17 protein-coding genes are annotated in these 17,067 nt (G+C 58.4%); 5 read left to right on the top strand and 12 right to left on the bottom strand.

Translation table 11 applies throughout. The features are described from left to right. Together ACFFT4_RS23240 and ACFFT4_RS23235 are read left to right on the top strand one after the other, a co-directional pair. A partial coding sequence (locus ACFFT4_RS23240) for a hypothetical protein (RefSeq protein WP_378051264.1) occupies window positions 1-231 on the top strand: 231 nt, incomplete at its 5' end. Between the two features lie 301 nt (window positions 232-532). After that, window positions 533-991 carry a DUF441 domain-containing protein gene (locus ACFFT4_RS23235; protein WP_378051270.1) on the top strand — a complete coding sequence of 153 codons (459 nt, stop codon included), beginning with the start codon at window positions 533-535 and terminating at the stop codon, window positions 989-991. 104 nt (window positions 992-1,095) lie between these two features. Here the strand turns inward: ACFFT4_RS23235 and ACFFT4_RS23230 are convergent, their stop codons facing one another. The 5 genes from ACFFT4_RS23230 to ACFFT4_RS23210 all read right to left on the bottom strand — a co-directional run bounded on the left by ACFFT4_RS23230 (window position 1,096) and on the right by ACFFT4_RS23210 (window position 5,441). Beyond that, on the bottom strand, window positions 1,096-2,349 hold the full coding sequence (locus ACFFT4_RS23230) for an aspartate kinase (protein WP_378051262.1): 1,254 nt from the start codon (window positions 2,347-2,349) through the stop codon (window positions 1,096-1,098). 308 nt (window positions 2,350-2,657) lie between these two features. Beyond that, window positions 2,658-3,215 carry an elongation factor P gene (efp, locus tag ACFFT4_RS23225; protein WP_378051261.1) on the bottom strand — a complete coding sequence of 186 codons (558 nt, stop codon included), beginning with the start codon at window positions 3,213-3,215 and terminating at the stop codon, window positions 2,658-2,660. A gap of 34 nt (window positions 3,216-3,249) precedes the next feature. Next, window positions 3,250-4,323: a M24 family metallopeptidase gene (locus ACFFT4_RS23220; RefSeq protein WP_378051260.1), complete on the bottom strand. Its 1,074-nt coding sequence runs from the start codon at window positions 4,321-4,323 to the stop codon at window positions 3,250-3,252. Then, window positions 4,316-4,768, bottom strand: coding sequence for a type II 3-dehydroquinate dehydratase (gene aroQ, locus ACFFT4_RS23215; RefSeq protein ID WP_378051259.1), 453 nt, complete (start codon window positions 4,766-4,768; stop codon window positions 4,316-4,318). Before aroQ ends, ACFFT4_RS23220 begins: the two co-directional genes overlap by 8 nt. Window positions 4,769-4,895: 127 nt before the next feature. Further along, window positions 4,896-5,441 carry a YqhR family membrane protein gene (locus ACFFT4_RS23210; RefSeq protein ID WP_378051258.1) on the bottom strand — a complete coding sequence of 182 codons (546 nt, stop codon included), beginning with the start codon at window positions 5,439-5,441 and terminating at the stop codon, window positions 4,896-4,898. Between the two features lie 188 nt (window positions 5,442-5,629). Here ACFFT4_RS23210 and ACFFT4_RS23205 point away from each other — a divergent pair, with 188 nt between their 5' ends. Both ACFFT4_RS23205 and ACFFT4_RS23200 read left to right on the top strand, forming a co-directional pair. Continuing rightward, window positions 5,630-6,601 (top strand): DUF1385 domain-containing protein, encoded by a 972-nt coding sequence (locus tag ACFFT4_RS23205; RefSeq protein WP_378051256.1) that lies wholly within the window; start codon window positions 5,630-5,632, stop codon window positions 6,599-6,601. A gap of 48 nt (window positions 6,602-6,649) precedes the next feature. Further along, a complete protein-coding gene (locus ACFFT4_RS23200; RefSeq protein WP_378051255.1) occupies window positions 6,650-6,961 on the top strand; it encodes a hypothetical protein in 312 nt (103 codons plus the stop codon). A 102-nt stretch (window positions 6,962-7,063) separates the two neighbouring features. On the opposite strand, the gene ACFFT4_RS23195 is transcribed toward ACFFT4_RS23200, so the two are convergent. After that, window positions 7,064-8,026 carry a patatin-like phospholipase family protein gene (locus ACFFT4_RS23195; protein ID WP_378051254.1) on the bottom strand — a complete coding sequence of 321 codons (963 nt, stop codon included), beginning with the start codon at window positions 8,024-8,026 and terminating at the stop codon, window positions 7,064-7,066. A gap of 203 nt (window positions 8,027-8,229) precedes the next feature. After that, entirely contained in the window at window positions 8,230-8,652 is a 423-nt protein-coding gene (gene mntR, locus ACFFT4_RS23190) for a transcriptional regulator MntR (protein WP_378051252.1), read from the bottom strand. A gap of 151 nt (window positions 8,653-8,803) precedes the next feature. Between mntR and splB the strand changes: the two genes are divergently transcribed. Continuing rightward, the gene (splB, locus tag ACFFT4_RS23185; RefSeq protein WP_378051251.1) at window positions 8,804-9,868 is read left to right on the top strand and encodes a spore photoproduct lyase; all 1,065 of its coding nucleotides are present in this window, start codon (window positions 8,804-8,806) and stop codon (window positions 9,866-9,868) included. Here the strand turns inward: splB and ACFFT4_RS23180 are convergent. From ACFFT4_RS23180 to metG, 5 genes are all read right to left on the bottom strand, one after another. After that, a complete protein-coding gene (locus tag ACFFT4_RS23180) occupies window positions 9,861-10,577 on the bottom strand; it encodes a cytochrome c biogenesis CcdA family protein (RefSeq protein ID WP_378051250.1) in 717 nt (238 codons plus the stop codon). The two genes, splB and ACFFT4_RS23180, sit on opposite strands and share 8 nt — an antisense overlap. A gap of 16 nt (window positions 10,578-10,593) precedes the next feature. Beyond that, entirely contained in the window at window positions 10,594-11,397 is an 804-nt protein-coding gene (locus ACFFT4_RS23175; protein ID WP_378051249.1) for a metal ABC transporter permease, read from the bottom strand. A gap of 6 nt (window positions 11,398-11,403) precedes the next feature. Next, window positions 11,404-12,162 carry a metal ABC transporter ATP-binding protein gene (locus ACFFT4_RS23170; RefSeq protein WP_378051269.1) on the bottom strand — a complete coding sequence of 253 codons (759 nt, stop codon included), beginning with the start codon at window positions 12,160-12,162 and terminating at the stop codon, window positions 11,404-11,406. 220 nt (window positions 12,163-12,382) lie between these two features. Further along, on the bottom strand, window positions 12,383-13,369 hold the full coding sequence (locus ACFFT4_RS23165) for a metal ABC transporter substrate-binding protein (RefSeq protein ID WP_378051248.1): 987 nt from the start codon (window positions 13,367-13,369) through the stop codon (window positions 12,383-12,385). A gap of 1,306 nt (window positions 13,370-14,675) precedes the next feature. Continuing rightward, window positions 14,676-16,700: a methionine--tRNA ligase gene (gene metG, locus ACFFT4_RS23160; RefSeq protein ID WP_378051247.1), complete on the bottom strand. Its 2,025-nt coding sequence runs from the start codon at window positions 16,698-16,700 to the stop codon at window positions 14,676-14,678. Between the last annotated feature and the right edge of the window lie 367 nt (window positions 16,701-17,067).

The raw sequence follows: 17,067 nt of genomic DNA, 5'->3' as shown, positions 1-17,067 counted from the left end.
GGACAATTTGATATAGAAATTATACCAAGGTTAGCGGCGGGGAGGGGGAGAAAAAGCACGGTCGCAATGACCATGCCTTTTCCACAGTTAATCGACAGCTTCTGGGAGGCCGTTACGCTGGCCAATTCGGGCAAAAGATTCTGGCGAGCGTCATGTACGTCAAATTGGTCAGCCGCAGCAAAAAAACCGTCAATCTCCCTGACGTTTTTTTTAAGTGTGGTGAATATCTAAGCATTCGCTTGATCCATTTACTTGCATCCGTCCACTCCCCGTTCATCTGCCCTCTTCGCATCCGTTCATTCCCTTGCATCCGTTCTCCCCCTTCGCATCCGTTCACTTCCTTGCATCCGTTCACTTCCTTGCATCCGTCCAACGGAGCTGCCGGTTTTCGATGGGGAAGACACTGGTTCTGTCGAGCATCCCTCGCGGATTTATGCTTCCGAATCGCAGACGAAAACAAGCCTCGCGTTCTAAACGCGGGGCTTGTTCCATATCGTGTACCATCTGGAATTTCGGGAGTGTGACGCGGGTGCTGTACGGAGAATTGGTGCTGGTCGCGCTCATCGTGATCGGACTGATCGGCAGATCGTCGATTATTGCAACCGCCGCGTGCATTCTGCTGATCGTCAAGCTCGCCCACCTCGACCGCTACCTGCCCTCCATCGAGAGGAGGGGCATCGAGCTGGGCCTGCTTTTCCTGACGTTGGCCGTTCTCGTGCCCTTCGCCTCCGGACGCGTGCAGCCCAAGGACATCCTGGCCGCCTTCTCCGGCTGGATCGGCTGGGTCGCCTTGATCGGCGGAGCGACCGGCGCTTATCTGAACAGCAGAGGTCTCGACACGCTGAAAGCCGACCCTCAACTGATCGTCGGCATCGTCATCGGCTCGATCGCGGGCGTCGTGCTGCTGCGGGGCATCCCCGTCGGTCCGCTCATGGCGGCCGGCATTACCGCCGTCATCGTCAAGCTGGTCCAATTGCTTATCGGAAAATAAAAGGGACTGAACTGTAAGTCGGACCATTTGAAGGATCGAAATGGAAATATTCATCGATCAATCAATGGCTGCTCTTGACTTTTACAGTTCAGTCCCTTTATACACTACCGACGCTCGGATGGTCCGCCCACGAACGCGGTGTCCGCCGTGTCCAGTCCGTACGCGGTATGAAGCGCCCGAACGACCTCCTGCAGCGGCTCGGCGGCGATTACGCACGATACTTTGATCTCCGATGTGCTGACCATCTTGATGCTGACGCCGACGCTCGAGATCGCTTCGAACATCCGCGCGGCCACGCCCGGATTCGACACCATGCCCGCTCCCACGATCGACACTTTAACGAGGCCTTCCTCGTACGTTGTCTCGAGGTACGGCACCTTCGGCTTGAGGCCGGCGAGAACGTCCAGCGCCTTCGCGCGATCGTTCATCGACACCGTGAACGAGAAGTCGGCCTTGCCGCCCTGCACCCCGCTCTGCACGATAATGTCGACGTCGATGCCGTGCTCCGCCAATGCTCCGAACATGGTAGCCAGCACGCCCGGCTCGTCTTCGACGCCCAGGACGCTGATGCGGGCCACGTTTTTATCCGATGCGATTCCTCTTACGACGATTCCTTGCTCCATTTGCGCTTCCTCCCTCACGAGCGTGCCTGCGTTATTCGTAAAGCTCGAGCGTACGACCAGATTGACCTTGTAATGCTTCGCGTACTCTACCGCGCGCGGATGCAGCACCGCGGCTCCCAGATGGGCCAGCTCCAGCATTTCGTCGTACGAAATTTCATTCAGCTTCCTCGCGCATTTGACAACGCGCGGGTCCGTCGAATAAATGCCGTCCACGTCCGTGTAAATTTCGCATACGTCGGCTTTCAGCGCCGCGGCCAGCGCGACGGCGGTCGTATCCGAGCCGCCCCGTCCGAGCGTCGTAATCTCTCCGGCCTCGGTCATGCCCTGGAACCCGGCGACGATCACGATGTTGCCCTCGTCCAGCGAAGACAAAATGCGCTCCGGCGAAATATCGCCGATCTTCGCCCTGCCGTGCGTCGGCTCCGTCACGATGCCGGCCTGCCAGCCCGTGTAGGACTTGGCGTCGTGTCCCAGCTTATGGATCGCCATGGACAACAACGCGACGGAGATTTGCTCTCCCGTCGTCAGCAGCATATCCATCTCGCGCGCGGGCGGATTGGCGTTGATTTCGTTCGCTTTATCGATCAAATCGTCCGTTGTATCTCCCATCGCCGACACGACGACAACCACCCGGTCGCCCTGCAGCTTCTTGTCCACGATCCGCTGCGCCACCCGGCCCATCCGTTCAGTCGTGCCTACGGAACTTCCGCCGAATTTCATCACCGTCAATGACACCGGTAGCCACTCCCCCAGTCAACTTTCCATGCTATTAATGAACCCCTGCATACAGCATTATATTATAGCATAAGTCCATTGGCCCAAAAAGAATAAAAATAATGCCGACATTTCAAGCGGCTGTCCCGCAAGCGAGGAGAAAGAGGTTATGTATGATTTCCCGGAGAAGCGAAGCGCTTGCCTTTGCCGACGTGTAATCTCCTTGCGACGGGGTTGCCTGTTCAGATTTCAAGGCACAAAAAAAAGGGAATGTCCCCCAGGCCGCATTTTCGACCTTTGAGACATCCCGTTTCGGACGTGTACGAAGCTTAGGCGCGGGAGACGTATCTGCCTTCGCGCGTGTCGATCGTCAGCACGTCGCCTTCGTTGATGAACAGCGGAACTTGAACGTTGTAGCCGGTTTCCAGCTTCGCGCTCTTCGTAGCGCCGGTCGCCGTATTTCCTTTGATGCCCGGCTCGGTCTCCACGACCTTCAGGTCGACGCTGTTCGGAAGCGAAATGCCGATCATCTCGCCCTGATAGTTGGAAATGTTGACGGTCATATTTTCGATCAGGAAGTTGATCTCCCATTCCAGCTGCTTCTTGGACAGCTCGAATTGGTCGAACGTCTCGTTGTCCATGAACGTGTACTCGTTCCCGGAGTTGTACAGGTATTGCACCGTGCGGTTTTCGACATGGGCGCGGACGACGGATTCGCCGGCGCGGAACGTCTTCTCGATAACGTTGCCGTTGCGCAGGTTTTTGAGCTTCGAACGCACGAACGCGGCGCCTTTGCCCGGTTTAACGTGCTGGAAATCGATGACGGTGCAAGGAGCTCCGTCCAATTCGATGGTCAGGCCTGTTTTAAATTCGTTGACAGAAATCACTTCGATACTCCTCCTGTAGAGACGTTGCTCTTGATTAGTCCAACTCGATCAATTGCTTGGGCGAGCTCGTCAGGACGCGAATTCCGCGATCGGTCATCACGACGTCGTCCTCGATCCGAACCCCGCCGAAGCCGGGAAGATAAATGCCCGGTTCGACCGTTACGACCATTCCGGGGGTCAACACGACATCCGAAGCGGGCGACAGCCTCGGCGATTCGTGAATCTCCAATCCGATTCCATGTCCCGTACCGTGACCGAAATTTTCTCCATAACCATACCGTGCGATGATATCTCTCGTCAAGGCGTCGCCTTCCTTGCCGGTCATTCCCGGGCGCAGATGATCCAGCGCGTACTGCTGGGCCTCCTGCACGATCGCGTAGATTTCCTTGTGCTTGTCGCTCGCTTTGCCGACGACAACGGTGCGCGTAATATCCGAGCAGTAGCCTTTGTAGTAGGCGCCGAAGTCAAGCGTGACGAATTCGCCCGCGCCGATCGTTTTGCCGCTTGCGACGCCGTGCGGCAGCGCCGAACGCTCTCCCGAAGCGACAATCGTGTCGAAGGAGGAACTCGTCGCGCCCTGGGAGCGCATGAAGAACTCCATCTCCAGAGCGATCGACACCTCGGTCGCCCCGGGCTTCAGATACGCCAGAATATGATCGAAGGTCCGATCGGCCAAGTCGGCCGCTTCCTGCAGAACGGCCAGCTCGTCCTCGTCCTTCGTCATCCGCAGCTTCTCCACAAGCCCTTCCGACTGCAGCAGCTCCGCGGGGCGGAACGCCGCCTCCATTTTCAGGTACGCCGCATACGTCACGTCCTGCTCCTCGATGAGCAGCTTGCCCGCGTTCCATTCCTTGAGCAGCTCGGCGATCGTCGCGTTCCGGTCCGCGCCGTGCTTCACGATGTCGAAGCCCCGCACCTGCTCCGCCGCCTGCTCGGTATAGCGGAAATCGGTAAGGAACGCCGCTTTGTCCGCGGAGATCAGCGCCGCTCCCGCCGTTCCGGTGAACCCGGTCAGATAGCGGACGTTGTGCAGATTGGTGACGAGCAGCGCCTCGCCCTCCGTCACCGCGATCGCTTCGCGCAGCCGGACGACCCGTCGATTAGGCATTCGCGATTCCTCCCCGTATGTGCCGGCACAGCGCTTGCAGGCCCAGCACGTAGCTGTCCACTCCGAATCCGGCGATCTGTCCGAGCGCCACCGCCGCCGTCACCGAAGTGTGGCGGAAAGCTTCCCGCTTGTGAATGTTCGAGAGGTGAACCTCGACGACGGGAAGCCCGACCGAGGCCAACCCGTCCCTCAAAGCGTAGCTCGAATGCGTCAGCGCTCCGGGATTGATCAGAATGCCGTCCCGCGTGCCGTACGCCGCATGAATGGCATCCAGCAGAACCCCTTCGTGGTTCGACTGAAGAAAGCCGAGCTCCGCGCCCAGAGCGTCGGCCGACTTCTTCAGCGTCGCCTCGATCTCGGCCAGCGTAACCGTGCCGTAGATGCCCGGCTCACGGATTCCGAGCATGTTCAAGTTTGGTCCGTTCAATACCAGTATGCTTGCCATTCTCCTGCTCCTTCCGCTCCGCAGCCGTCTTCGGCCGATCTTCCGACCGGGCCGAGTACAACAGACATTGTAACATACGCGGGGCTCCCAGGAAAACGGCGGAATCGGCCGATTCCGTTCTTTTTCGTCAGGACGACGGCTGCGGCGAACCTTGGGAACCTTCGCGATCCGGCTCTCGCGCGGCTTCGTTGTGAAGCTCGAAAGCGATGCTGTACCCGATGAACAGGCCCCATAGAAGAAACAAGCAGAAATCCGTCACGATGCTGCCCCATCCGATCCGTTTCAGCGGCGGCAGCGCCCCGACGTAAGGACCCGCCAGCGCGTAGCCCAGCGTCCACCAGGCCGCTCCGAAAATCAGCCCGGGCCACGGGCCCGGCAGCCTGCCGAGCAGCGCGACGTAGACGAGCGCCGCCAGCATCGACATCGCGATGAACGCGGCCAGTCCGCCGAACTGCCAGAAAACCCCGGTCAGCCATGCCCGCGGGACGAACGGGTCCAGCACAAAGCCTTGCGATACGCTCGTAAAATGAAGCCCCGTCGCCAGCCAACGGACCAGCCCCCATATGAGACCGGCGAAAAAGCCGATTTTCAGACTGAACAAAATCGGACGGGTCGGAGCGGGCTCGCCTTCCCTATTCTTGCGACGATCTTCATGTCTCGATGCGGATGTCACGTTATCCCGCCCTTCGTCTGCGAGTGAACTCTTTCCGATGCTAGTATAGCCTCCGCCCCGACGCGCTACTCGCTTCCGAGCCCGCAGCCCCATTCCCAGTGGCTTTCTCCTCCCCGATCCTGTAAAATAGAGTTACTTGGGGCATCGGCTCGCCCGTCCCAGAGTTATTCGTAAAGCAGGTGACCGTCATGTCAAATCAATCGACCTCGATCTATGGAGGACAGGCCGTAATAGAAGGCGTCATGTTCGCGGGCAGACACGTCAACGTAACCGCGGTGCGCCGCAAGGATCAGCAGATCACCTTCCTTGAGGTGCCCAAGAAGCCTACTCCCGTCTTAAGCAAGATCAAGAAAATCCCGTTTATTCGCGGCATCGTCGGCATTGTCGAATCCGCCGCCAAGGGCTCGCAGCATCTGACTTATTCCGCCGAAGCCTACGCCGAAGACGAGACCGGACCGGAAGAAGCCGCCAAGGAGAAAGAGAAGGACAAAGACAAGGACCGCTGGAATTTAACGATGATTTTAGGAGTCGCGGTCGTGGGCATACTATCTTTCGTCGTCGGAAAATTAATTTTTACCCTTGTGCCCGCTTTTGTGGAAGGGTTGATCTTTAACCAAGTCTTCGAGAATAAAATAATGCACAACCTGCTTGAAGGCGTCATCAAGATCATTCTCCTGCTTGCTTATCTGTGGTTTATTTCGCAGACGCCGATAATCAAGCGGCTGTTCCAGTATCACGGCGCCGAGCATAAAGTGATCAGCGCGTACGAAGCGGGCTCGGAGCTTACCGTCGAAGCGGTTCAGAAATACAGCCGGCTGCACTACAGATGCGGAAGCAGCTTTATTATTTTCACCGTCATCGTCGGCGTCGTCATTTATTCCTTTTTCACGTGGGACACGATGGCCGAACGGATTCTCCAGCGCATTCTGCTGCTGCCGGTCGTGCTGGGCGTCTCGTACGAGGTGCTCAGATGGACGAACGCGCTGCGGGACATTCCGGTGCTGAAGTGGCTCGGTGCGCCGGGCTTATGGCTCCAGCTGCTGACGACCAAGGAACCGAACGACGAGCAGGTAGCGGTATCAATCGCCTCCTTTAACCGGATGAGAGAGCTGGACGACGAGATCGGCAATCCCCGCGTTGCGCTTGCCAAGCAGGCCTGATCTGAATCGGGTGTGTCAGACATTAAAGGAACCGAAGGAGGATGCGGCATGAAAAAACGAATCCAGCCCTGGTTCGCCGTCGTGCTCGCCTTCATGGCGATCGGAGTGCTTACCACGCTGCTGCAAGGTTCCGTCGAATCCTGGGCGATTCCGCTCGGACTTGTGGCGATTGTGTTCCTGCTGTACAAGTTTCCGCCGAACAGGTGGGGCAAACCGGCCGGGAACAGCCGCCCGTCCGCCAAGAGGGCGCGGCCGGATTTCCGCGGCGCCGCTCCCAAGCCGGACCGGAAGCGGGCTTCTCCGTTTACCGTCATCGAAGGACGGAAAAATCGGGACGACGAGCCGCCCCGCTATCATTAAAGGTAACCGCCCTATATTGCGAACAAGCCGCCGCCGCGGCCGGAGATCTCGTTCTCCGGTTGCGGCGGCGGCTTTGCGCAGCGGCTTGCCGCGCGCCAAACGCTAGGTTCGTTTGGCTATCGTCACTTTCAGCATCCCCAGCTTGCGATCCCAATTGCGGAAAAACTTCTCCCCCGCCTCCAGCCCCGAACGATACAGCGCCTCGCTCTTCTCCGGAGACAGATGGAACTCCGTGCCGCCGATGCCCAAGGTCGGAATTTTAATTGTGCGAATCTCTTTGTTTTTCTCGATATATCTCTCGTCGTGGGCGCTGAGCATCGTTTCGAACATCGCCTGAAACATCGAGATCGGTCCGTCGATCCGGTGGGGCTGCGCATCGGAACGTCCGACCATCTGAAAGCCGATGACGGGCGCCGTCTCTTCCGACGATTCGTCGTGCCGGAACAGCCATAACGGAAAGTTGCTCAGCAAGCCTCCGTCGACGACATAGGAAAATTTCGACGCAACCGCCCGTTTTTTGCGTTCCTTATACGGCTGCCGCAAAAGGACCGGATCGAAAAAATACGGAATGCTCGTGCTCATCCGCACGGCTCTGGCGACGGACAGCCGCTCGGGCGAAATTCCGTATTGCGCAATGTCTCCGGGGAGCACGAGCAGCTTGCCGTTCGTAATGTCCGACGCGATGATCCGCAGCTTGCCCTCCGGCAAATCTCCGAATGCGCACACCCCTTTGACCGCAAGCAGCTCCGCGATCCATTGCTCCAGCCTTTTGCCGGAATAGAGGCCCTTGCGCAGGAAGAGGCGCAGCGCCGGACCGATCGGCTTCAGATTAAAGAACGCGCTGCGTGTCAGCAGAGAGCTCGGCGGAGTCCGCTCGATTGCCGCCTTCATCTCGTCGGCCGTATACCCGGCCGCCAGCAGCGCGGCGATAATGCTGCCCGACGACGTGCCGGCGACCCGGTCGAACACGATGCCGTGCTCCTCCGCGGCGCGGACGGCCCCCGTCAGCGAGATCCCGCGCACGCCGCCGCCTTCGAACACCGCATTTACCCGAGTCGTCTCCACCCATGCTTCGCCTCCCGCGGACTTTCGCGAATAAGGCCGCAGCCGCGGCCCCTGCTTCCATCCATATGCGGCGGTCTCAAAACCTAATACCGGGGACGACTGTCCGCCGGAGGGCAAATTTTTCGAATAAACGCAAAAAACGGCCGCACCCTTTCAAGGGTACGACCGCTCGGTCGGACGATAATCGCAATCCGTCTCTTCGCTTACTCGCTGTCCATCTCGGACCGGATCTTCCCCAGCTCCTCCGCGCGGGACGGGTCGCGGACGAAGTATTCGACAAGCGATTCGATGCACGTGATGGAATCCCAGCTAAGATGATGCTCGATTCCTTCCACGTCGCCATAGATTTTATCCTCCTGAACCCCGATGATCGTCAGGAAGGTTTCCAGCAGATGATGGCGGTCGACCAGCCTTTTGCCGATCTTCTTGCCTTTGTTCGTCAGAACGAGTCCTCTGTATTTCTCGTAAATCAAGTAATTGTCCTTGTCCAGCTTCTGGATCATCTTCGTTACCGAGGAAGGATGCACTTCCAGTCCTTCGGCGATGTCGGAGACGCGCGCGTAGCCCTTCTCGTCGATCAAACGGTAGATCCGCTCCAAATAATCTTCCATACTTGGGGTAGGCAACGCTAGTCCCCCTTTCCTTCCATATCATACACTGTTTAACGCGGCCCGGGCAAGCCCGAACTCGCTCCCCGACAGGGAAAGTATCAAGACGTCTTCCCCATTGCATAATAAGCCGTACGGACCTTTTTGGCCGGAAACGGAGGCTTGTACAATGTCCCCTGCCGATACGTCTTCCCGACGCGCAAAAGAAACCGCCCTGTTCATGCCCGAGCTCGTGTACTTCGAGCCGGCGGCGCTCGACTATCCGAAAGGCCAACGCATCCTCGACTGGGTCAAGCAGCGAGGCTTGCCGTACCAAATGACGGCGTCCCACAACCGGATTACGAATCTGCCCGGCGACACCGAGCTGGAGCAGTACAAGACGGCCAAGCGCACCCTGGTCGTCGGCCTGCGCAAAACGCTCAAATTCGATACGTCCAAGCCGTCCGCCGAATACGCCCTGCCTCTGGCCACCGGTTGCATGGGCCACTGCCATTATTGCTATTTGCAGACGACGCTGGGCGCCAAGCCCTATATCCGGGTTTACGTGAACACGGAGGACATCTTTGCGGCCGCCCGTTCGTACATCGAGGAGCGCGCGCCCGAGCTTACCCGGTTCGAAGCGGCGTGCACGTCCGATCCCGTCGGACTGGAGCACCTGAGCGGCTCGCTTGCCGAAGCGATCGAGTTCATGGCCGATCAGCCGCTCGGCAGACTCCGGTTCGTGACCAAATACCATCATGTCGATTCGCTGCTGCCGCTGCGCCACAACGGCCATACCCGCATTCGCTTCAGCGTCAACGCGGACTACGTCATCCGCAGCTTCGAGCCGGGCACCTCCCGTTTTCACGAACGCATAGAAGCCGCGGGCCGGATCGGCAAGGCCGGCTACCCGCTCGGGTTCATCGTCGCGCCGATCATCTGGTACGACGGCTGGCAGGATGGCTACAGCGAGCTGTTCGCCAAGCTCGCGGAGGCGCTGCCCGCGGAAGCGACGCAGGACCTGACGTTCGAGCTCATTCAGCATCGCTTTACGAAGACGGCCAAGACGGTCATCGAGAAAAGATACCCGAAGTCGAAGCTGGAGATGGACGAGGCCAAACGCAAAAAAAAGTGGGGACGCTGGGGCCAGCACAAATACGTGTATCCCGACGAGCAAGCGGAAGCGCTCCGCGAATGGATCACGGAGCGCATCTTCGAGCGTTTTCCGGACGCCCGCATCGAATACTTCACATAATATCGAACAGCCACTGCGGCGTAACGCTTTGCAGCCAGATCGTAATTTGCGTCATCCTGTCGGTGAACAGCAGCACGCCCATCAGAATCATCATCGCTCCGCCGACCTTCATCATCGCGTTCGAATACTTCAGAATCCATCTCGCGGTGCCCAGGAAAAAGGCGAGAACGAAGAACGGCAAGGCGAAGCCGAGCGAATACGCCGTCGTCAGGCTGATCCAGGTGCCGGGATTGCTGGCCGCGAGCAGCAGAATCGAGCCGAGAATCGGACCGACGCAGGGCGACCATCCGGCGGAAAAGCCGATGCCGAACACGAACGAGCCCAGATAACCGCCCGGCTTCCATTTCAGGTTCAGCTTGCGCTCCTTCATGAGCATCTGCGGCTGGAAAATGCCCATCAGGAACAGTCCCATCAACACGATGAAAATGGCCGAGATTTTGCGAATCGTATCCTGATAATCCCGGAAAGTGTCGGTAAACGCGTTGGCGCCATAAGCCAGCGCGAAGAAAACGACGGAAAAGCCGAGAATGAAGAAAAACGTATGGCTCATCGTCTTGATTCGCATGCTCCGGCTCGTATCCGTCTTGATCTGGTTGACGGACACCCCGGTTATGTACGATAGATACGCCGGATACAGCGGCAGGCAGCAGGGAGAAATAAAAGAGGCCAAGCCTGCGGCGAAGGCGATTCCGACGTTTAAGTCCGCCATTGCGATACCTCCTGGACTACGTTCTGATTAGCCGCGTCGAAGCGACGGACACCGCCAGAATGGCGATGAGCAGCAGCACGATCGTCCCGCCCGGAGCGAGATTGGCGACGCCGGCGATCCATAGCCCGGCAAGCACCGCCGCTTCTCCGATCACGACGACGAGAATGACGGCCTGCTTAAAGCTGCGGGACAGCGCCAGGCTGCACGCCGCCGGAATCGTGAGCAGAGCGGACACGAGCAGCGCCCCGACGATCTTGATCGCCGCGCTGACGACAAGAGCGGTTAATATACTAAGCATAATATTAAAATACTTCATAGGCAAACCGCTCACCGCTGCCGCGTCTTCGTCGAAGGTCAGCAGGAACAGCTCCTTTTTATGGATCAGCACCATCGACAGCACGACAACAGTCACGCTCATAATGACGTAAATATCCATATAATCGAGCGTATAGATGCTTCCGAACCAAAAGGAGTTGGCGTTCTGGTTAAAACTCTTCCCCATCGTAAACAGCAGCGAGGCGAGCGCGACCCCACCTGACATGACGATGGACAGCGACAGCTCCGCGTACGTGCGATACGCCTTGCGTAGCCACTCAATCCCGAACGAAGCCGCAATCGCAAACAGCAGGCCGACCGCCACCGGATACACGCCGATCAGAAAACCCAGCGCAACGCCTGCGATGCTCACATGGGCCAGCGTGTCCCCGATCATGGCCAAGCGCCTGAGCACGAGAAACAGCCCCAACAGCGGAGCGGTTATCGCGATCAAGGCGCCTCCGATCAGAGCCCTCTGGAAAAATTCAGCCGATAAAAGTTCCAATCCCGGTTACCCTTCTTTCCGCAACGAGTGCAGCAAATCCGTGCCTTGGCAATCTTCCAGGTCGTGGGAGTGGCGAACGTAGAAGCTGAGCTTGCCGCTGCGCTCCTTCGGCTCCTCGCCCAGGTAGGAGCGCACCATATCCATGTCGTGGGATACCATCAGGAACGTAATGTTGTGTCGTTGATGCATGTGCTTGATCATATGGAAAAAGTTCTGCTGCGTCTCGATGTCGATGCCGGTGAGCGGCTCGTCCAAGATGAGCAGCTTCGGGTTGTTGATCAGCGCCCGCGCCAGGAACACCCTCTGCTGCTGCCCTCCGGACAACGCTCCGATCCGCTTGTCGCCGAGATCCTCGATCTTCAGCGCGGCCAAAGCGTCCTCGCAGCGGCTCGCATCCTCCTTGGATATGCGGCGAAACAGCTTCTTTCTGCCGTACAATCCCGACAGGACGACTTCCCTTACCGTAGCCGGAAAAAGCGGGTTGAAATGGCTTCTCTGCGGAACGTAGCCGATCTGATTCCAATCCTTGAACCGCGCGGCGGGCGTTCCGAACAGCGAGATCGTCCCCGTCTGGGGGCGGGTGAGGCCGACGATCATTCGCAGGAGCGTCGTTTTGCCGGCTCCGTTGGAGCCGATCAGGCCGACGAAATCCCGCTCCATGATCCGGAAGCTCACGTCCTGCAGGATGGTCTGGTTATCGTACGAGAACGACACCCCGCTCAGCTTCACGATCTCCTGATGACAGCTCACCTGCGCCGCCGTCATCGGCGTCTTTTCTGCCGCTCCTGCTGCCGCGGTTTCCGTTGCGATGGGTACCCCTGCAAGTGTTCCAGCCGCGGCGTCCGCTGCAGCCGTTCCCTCCGCCGTTCCCCCTGCAGTCGTTCCCGCCGTTGTTCCCGCTGCCGTCCTTGCATCCGTTGCCGCTGCGTTCATGCGAAGCTCTCCTCCCCTGCGCTGACAATGCTCCTAATCCTTATATGTTAGATTACCCGAGCGCCTTCTGCAAGTTTTCCAGATTGCGTTCCATCAGCGTAAAATAATCCTCTCCCGCTTTTTCCTGCTCGGGGGTGAGCCCTTCCAGCGGATTCAGCACAAGTGTGTCCACCTTCGCCTCGCTTGCCAGCGTGTTGGCCAGTTGCTCGGACACGAGCTCCTCGAAGAAAATGTACGGAATGCCGTTCTCCTTCACGAACTTGGCGATCTCCAGCAAATCCTGCGCCCTCGGCTCCGCCTCCGGGGACAGGCCCATAATCGCGATCTGGTTCAAATTGTAATCCCGGCACAAATAACCGAACGCCTGGTGCGACACCACAATATCGCGGCGCTCGAAGCCGGCCAGCCCCTGCGTAAACTTGTCGTCCAGCTCCCGAAGCCTGCTCTCCAGCCCGGCGTAATTGCTCTCGTACGCAGCCTTGTTCGCCGGATCGGCCTGCACGAACGCATCCCGAATGTTGGCGGCCATCACCAGCGCCGACCGCGGACTGGTCCACGTATGCGGGTCGACGTCCAGATCGGAGTGACTGTGATCGGCTTCGCCCCCTTCTTCGCTATCATGATCGTGGTCGTCTGCCTCCTCCGCGGCCCCCTCATGGTCGTGATCATGCTCCGGATTGCCCTGGATGAGCTCTATGCCTTTACTCGCCTCCACAGTCAGCACCTGGCTTCCGGACCCGAGCCCGTTCAGGAAATTGTCGACCCAGCCTTCCAGACCCGCGCCGTTGTAGAGAAACAGCTGCGCTTTGGAGGCCGCGTCGAGATCGCGGCTTTTCGGCGTCCACTCGTGCGGCTCGACCCCCGCAGCAATCAGATTCACGACATGCGCATGCTCTCCGCCAATCTCCTTGGCGAAGAAATACAGCGGATAGAAACTGGTAACCACATTTACCTTGCCGTCCGCTTGCGAATGCGTATCGCTCTTGCCGCAGCCGCTCATTATCGCTGTAACCACCGCTGCCAACACTATAATCAACATCTTTTTAAAGGATATCTTCGTAACTGCTAATGAATTCATGACGCTCCCCTTAATCGTAATCATTTTTATTAACAGATCCGATTATAGGCCCCCGTCCATCCGCTGTCAACTTCGGATTCCCGGGGCAGTCCCCCCTCAGACCATTAGCACCGTGCTGCCGCAGGCTGATTGCTCGCCACTGAGGCCGAACTGGCCTTTTAGCGCCGTGCCGCGGGGCTTATCACTCGCCTCCGGGGTCGAACCGGCCCTTTAGCCCCGTGCCGCGAACTCCCTCAGATAATAGTGGGTTATCTCACGCATACTCATCTATTCGCAGATTTCTATGTCTCTTGAATCACATAGTTTAACCAGGGTATCAGGAGATAGGGACGAACTCTTGGCGAACTCCCCGGATCTGTGTTAAAGGCAGAGTGGTTTAGTGGCCATAGTGGAATAGAGGAAGCTCTCTGCATTTTATGCCCCTCCCGAAGCCCCGGCCATCGACCATAAGCCCTCCAGACGTGCTTAACCCCCGCAAACTATCTAGATTCCGTCACATTAGACCGTCACGGGAGCTTATTGCGCTGCCTAAGCCCCGACCATTGACTATAAGCCATCCAGATGTGCTTAACCCGAGCAAACTATCTAGATTCCGTCACTTTAGACCGTCACGGGAGCTTATCGCGCTCCCGAAGCTCCGGCCATCGACCATAAGCCCTCCAGACGTGCTTAACCCCCGCAAACTATCTAGATTCCGTCACATTAGACCGTCACGGGAGCTTATCGCGCTCCCGAAGCCCCGGCCATCGACCATAAGCCCTCCAGACGTGCTTAACCCGCGCAAACTATCTAGATTCCGTCACTTTAGATCGTCACAGGAGCTTATCGCGCTGCCTAAGCCCCGACCATTGACTATAAGCCCTCCAGACGTGCTTAACCCCCGCAAACTATCTAGATTCCGTCACTTTAGATCGTCACAGGAGCTTATCGCGCTCCCGAAGCCCCGGCCATCGACCATAAGCCCTCCAGACGTGCTCCCTCGCACCCTGCTCGCCCTCTCCTCCTCCGGGCTAAATGACGAAAGATCGGTGAAGCAAAAGAAAAAGGCATCCCGTCCCTCACCGCGCTTAGAGCGGCGATAAAGACCAGGATGCCTGAGTATCCTTTAATACATAAAGCCAGCAGAATGGGGGGCCCCAAGGTTCTTCCGAAGGTTCTCCCACAAAGTCTCCCATAGGTTCTCATTAAGGTTCTTCCGAAGGTTCTCCCACAAGGTCTCCCATAGGTTCTCCCGCAGGATTCCTTCGCGAGTTCTCCGAGCCCCGTCCTACTTCACGATCGCGCCGTTAGGCATGCCGTCCGGAACTGTCGCGAGCGTCAGCTGATCGTCCTGCGACGCGGCGAGGATCATGCCCTGGGACATTTCGCCCCTCAGCTTGACGGGCTTCAGGTTCGTTACGCAGATCACCTTGCGCCCGACCAGATCCTCCGGCTTGTAGAACTTGGCGATGCCGGATACGACCTGACGCCGCTCGAAGCCGAGATCGAGCTGCAGCTTAAGCAGCTTGTCGGCTTTCGGAACCGGCTCGCAGGCCACGACCTGCGCGACCCGCAGCTCGACCTTCATAAAGTCGTCGATCGTAATTTCCGGAGCTTCCTCGCCGTTCGCCGGCGCAGCCGCCCCCGCTCCCGAAGGAGCTGCCGCCTCCGCGCTTGCGCCCGCCGCAGCCGCGGCACCGCCCATCGAGCCGGAGATCCACGCCACTTCATCGGCCAGCTCCAGCCGCGGGAAGAGCGGATCGCCTTTGCTGATTCTCGTGCCGGCCAGCTTCGTCTCGAACTCGCGAAGACTATCCCATTCGGTCAGAGCGCCCTCCGACAGCCCCAGCTGCCGCCAGATCAGGCGGGGCGCATGCGTCAGGAACGGCTGGATCAGAATCGAGACGATCCGCAGGCTTTCCGCCAAGTGCCCCATGACCGAAGCGAGCGCCGCCCGATCCGTCTCCTCCTTGGCCAGCGTCCACGGCTTCGTCTCGTCGATGTATTTGTTCGTCCGCCCGACCAGCGTCCAGATCGCGGAGAGCGCCACGGAGAACTCCATGTTCTCCATGGCTGCCTCCACCTTTTCCACCGTAGACAGCGCCGTGCGCTCCAAGTCTCCGTCGAATTCCGTCACGCCAAGCTCGAATGGCGGAACCTCGCCGCCGAAATACTTGTCGATCATCGCCACCGTCCGGTTGAGCAGGTTGCCCAGGTCGTTGGCCAGATCGTAGTTGATCCGCTCCACGAAATTTTCCGGCGTGAACGCGCCGTCCGCTCCGAAAGGCACTTCCCGCAGCAAGTAATACCGCACGGCGTCCAGGCCGAAATGATCGATCAGTCTTACCGGGTCGACGACGTTGCCTTTCGATTTCGACATTTTGCCGTCCTTCATGAGCAGCCAGCCGTGGGCGAACACCTTCTTCGGCAGCGGCACGCCAAGCGCCATCAGCATGATCGGCCAATAGATCGTATGGAAGCGGACGATCTCCTTGCCTACGAGGTGCACGTCGGCCGGCCAGTATTTCCGATAAGCCTCGCCGGCATCCGCCCCGTATCCGAGCGCCGTAATATAGTTGGACAGCGCATCGATCCAGACGTAGATGACGTGCTTCGGATCTCCCGGAACGGGGATGCCCCAATTAAACGTCGTCCGCGACACGGCCAAATCCTCCAGACCGGGCTTGATAAAATTGTTGATCATCTCCGTCTTGCGCGACTCCGGCTGGATGAAGTCGGGATGGTCCTCGTAATATTGCAGCAGACGATCGGCGTATTTGCTCATCCGGAAGAAATAGCTCTCTTCCTTGACCAGCTCGACCGGATGCCCGCTGTCGGGGCTTTTTCCGCCTACGACGACGCCGTCGGCATTGCGCTCCGCGTCGACGAGCTGCGACTCCGTATAATACGTTTCGTCGGGGATGCTGTACCAGCCTTCGTACTCGCCCTTATAGATATCCCCCTGCTCCAGCAGCTGCGCGAAAATATCCTGAACGACCTTCGTATGGCGCGGTTCCGTCGTGCGGATAAAATCGTCGTTGGAAATTTCCAGCTTTCGCCACAGCTCCTTGATGCCGACGACGATATCGTCGACGAATTGCTGCGGCGTCTTGCCCGCTTCCTGCGCCTTCCGTTCGATCTTCTGCCCGTGTTCGTCCGTTCCCGTCAAGTAGCGCACGTCGTAGCCGCGCAATCTTTTGTAGCGCGCCATCGCGTCTCCCGCCACCGTCGTGTACGCATGGCCGATATGCAGCTTGTCGCTGGGATAATAGATCGGCGTCGTAATGTAGAATGTCTTTGCCTTTTCCGTCATCGTGCTCATCTCCTTCGCGGTTTAAAAAACATAAAGCTCCCGTCCGTATGGGACGAGAGCTGCGCTCACGCGGTACCACCCAAATTCCTCCCGCGGCGTCGATCCCCCGCGAAAGCTCATTAAGTCGATCTTTAACGCCGATCTCCGCGTCGTCTCTTACCGGTGCGATCCAACCGCGCCAGGCTCGTTAACGATTCCTCCAGGACCATCTTCCAAGGCCGCCCTATGCCGGTTCTCAGCTTCCCCGGCTCTCTGCGATAGTTCGCTTCCTCGTACTTATCCCTTCGCTGGAACAATATGACCTTCTTTCCGCAATATAGCCGAACGAACGGCCCGTGTCAAGTCATGGCGCCGCCGCTGTGTCGCG

The organism is Cohnella cellulosilytica (genome assembly GCF_042431195.1).
GTDB classification, from domain to species: domain Bacteria; phylum Bacillota; class Bacilli; order Paenibacillales; family Paenibacillaceae; genus Cohnella; species Cohnella cellulosilytica.
The sequence above is the reverse complement of the archived record's forward strand: the minus strand, read 5'-3'. Positions and strand labels throughout refer to the sequence as shown.

What these genes read in the sequence shown, in the direction of transcription:
- ACFFT4_RS23200 (WP_378051255.1), top strand. Translation starts at nt 6,650, where the DNA reads ATGAAAAAACGAATCCAGCCCTGGTTCGCCGTCGTGCTCGCCTTCATG.
- aroQ (WP_378051259.1), bottom strand. Translation starts at nt 4,768, where the DNA reads ATGGCAAGCATACTGGTATTGAACGGACCAAACTTGAACATGCTCGGA.
- ACFFT4_RS23180 (WP_378051250.1), bottom strand. Translation starts at nt 10,577, where the DNA reads ATGGCGGACTTAAACGTCGGAATCGCCTTCGCCGCAGGCTTGGCCTCT.
- ACFFT4_RS23170 (WP_378051269.1), bottom strand. Translation starts at nt 12,162, where the DNA reads ATGACGGCGGCGCAGGTGAGCTGTCATCAGGAGATCGTGAAGCTGAGC.
- ACFFT4_RS23220 (WP_378051260.1), bottom strand. Translation starts at nt 4,323, where the DNA reads ATGCCTAATCGACGGGTCGTCCGGCTGCGCGAAGCGATCGCGGTGACG.
- metG (WP_378051247.1), bottom strand. Translation starts at nt 16,700, where the DNA reads ATGACGGAAAAGGCAAAGACATTCTACATTACGACGCCGATCTATTAT.
- splB (WP_378051251.1), top strand. Translation starts at nt 8,804, where the DNA reads ATGTCCCCTGCCGATACGTCTTCCCGACGCGCAAAAGAAACCGCCCTG.
- ACFFT4_RS23205 (WP_378051256.1), top strand. Translation starts at nt 5,630, where the DNA reads ATGTCAAATCAATCGACCTCGATCTATGGAGGACAGGCCGTAATAGAA.
- ACFFT4_RS23165 (WP_378051248.1), bottom strand. Translation starts at nt 13,369, where the DNA reads ATGTTGATTATAGTGTTGGCAGCGGTGGTTACAGCGATAATGAGCGGC.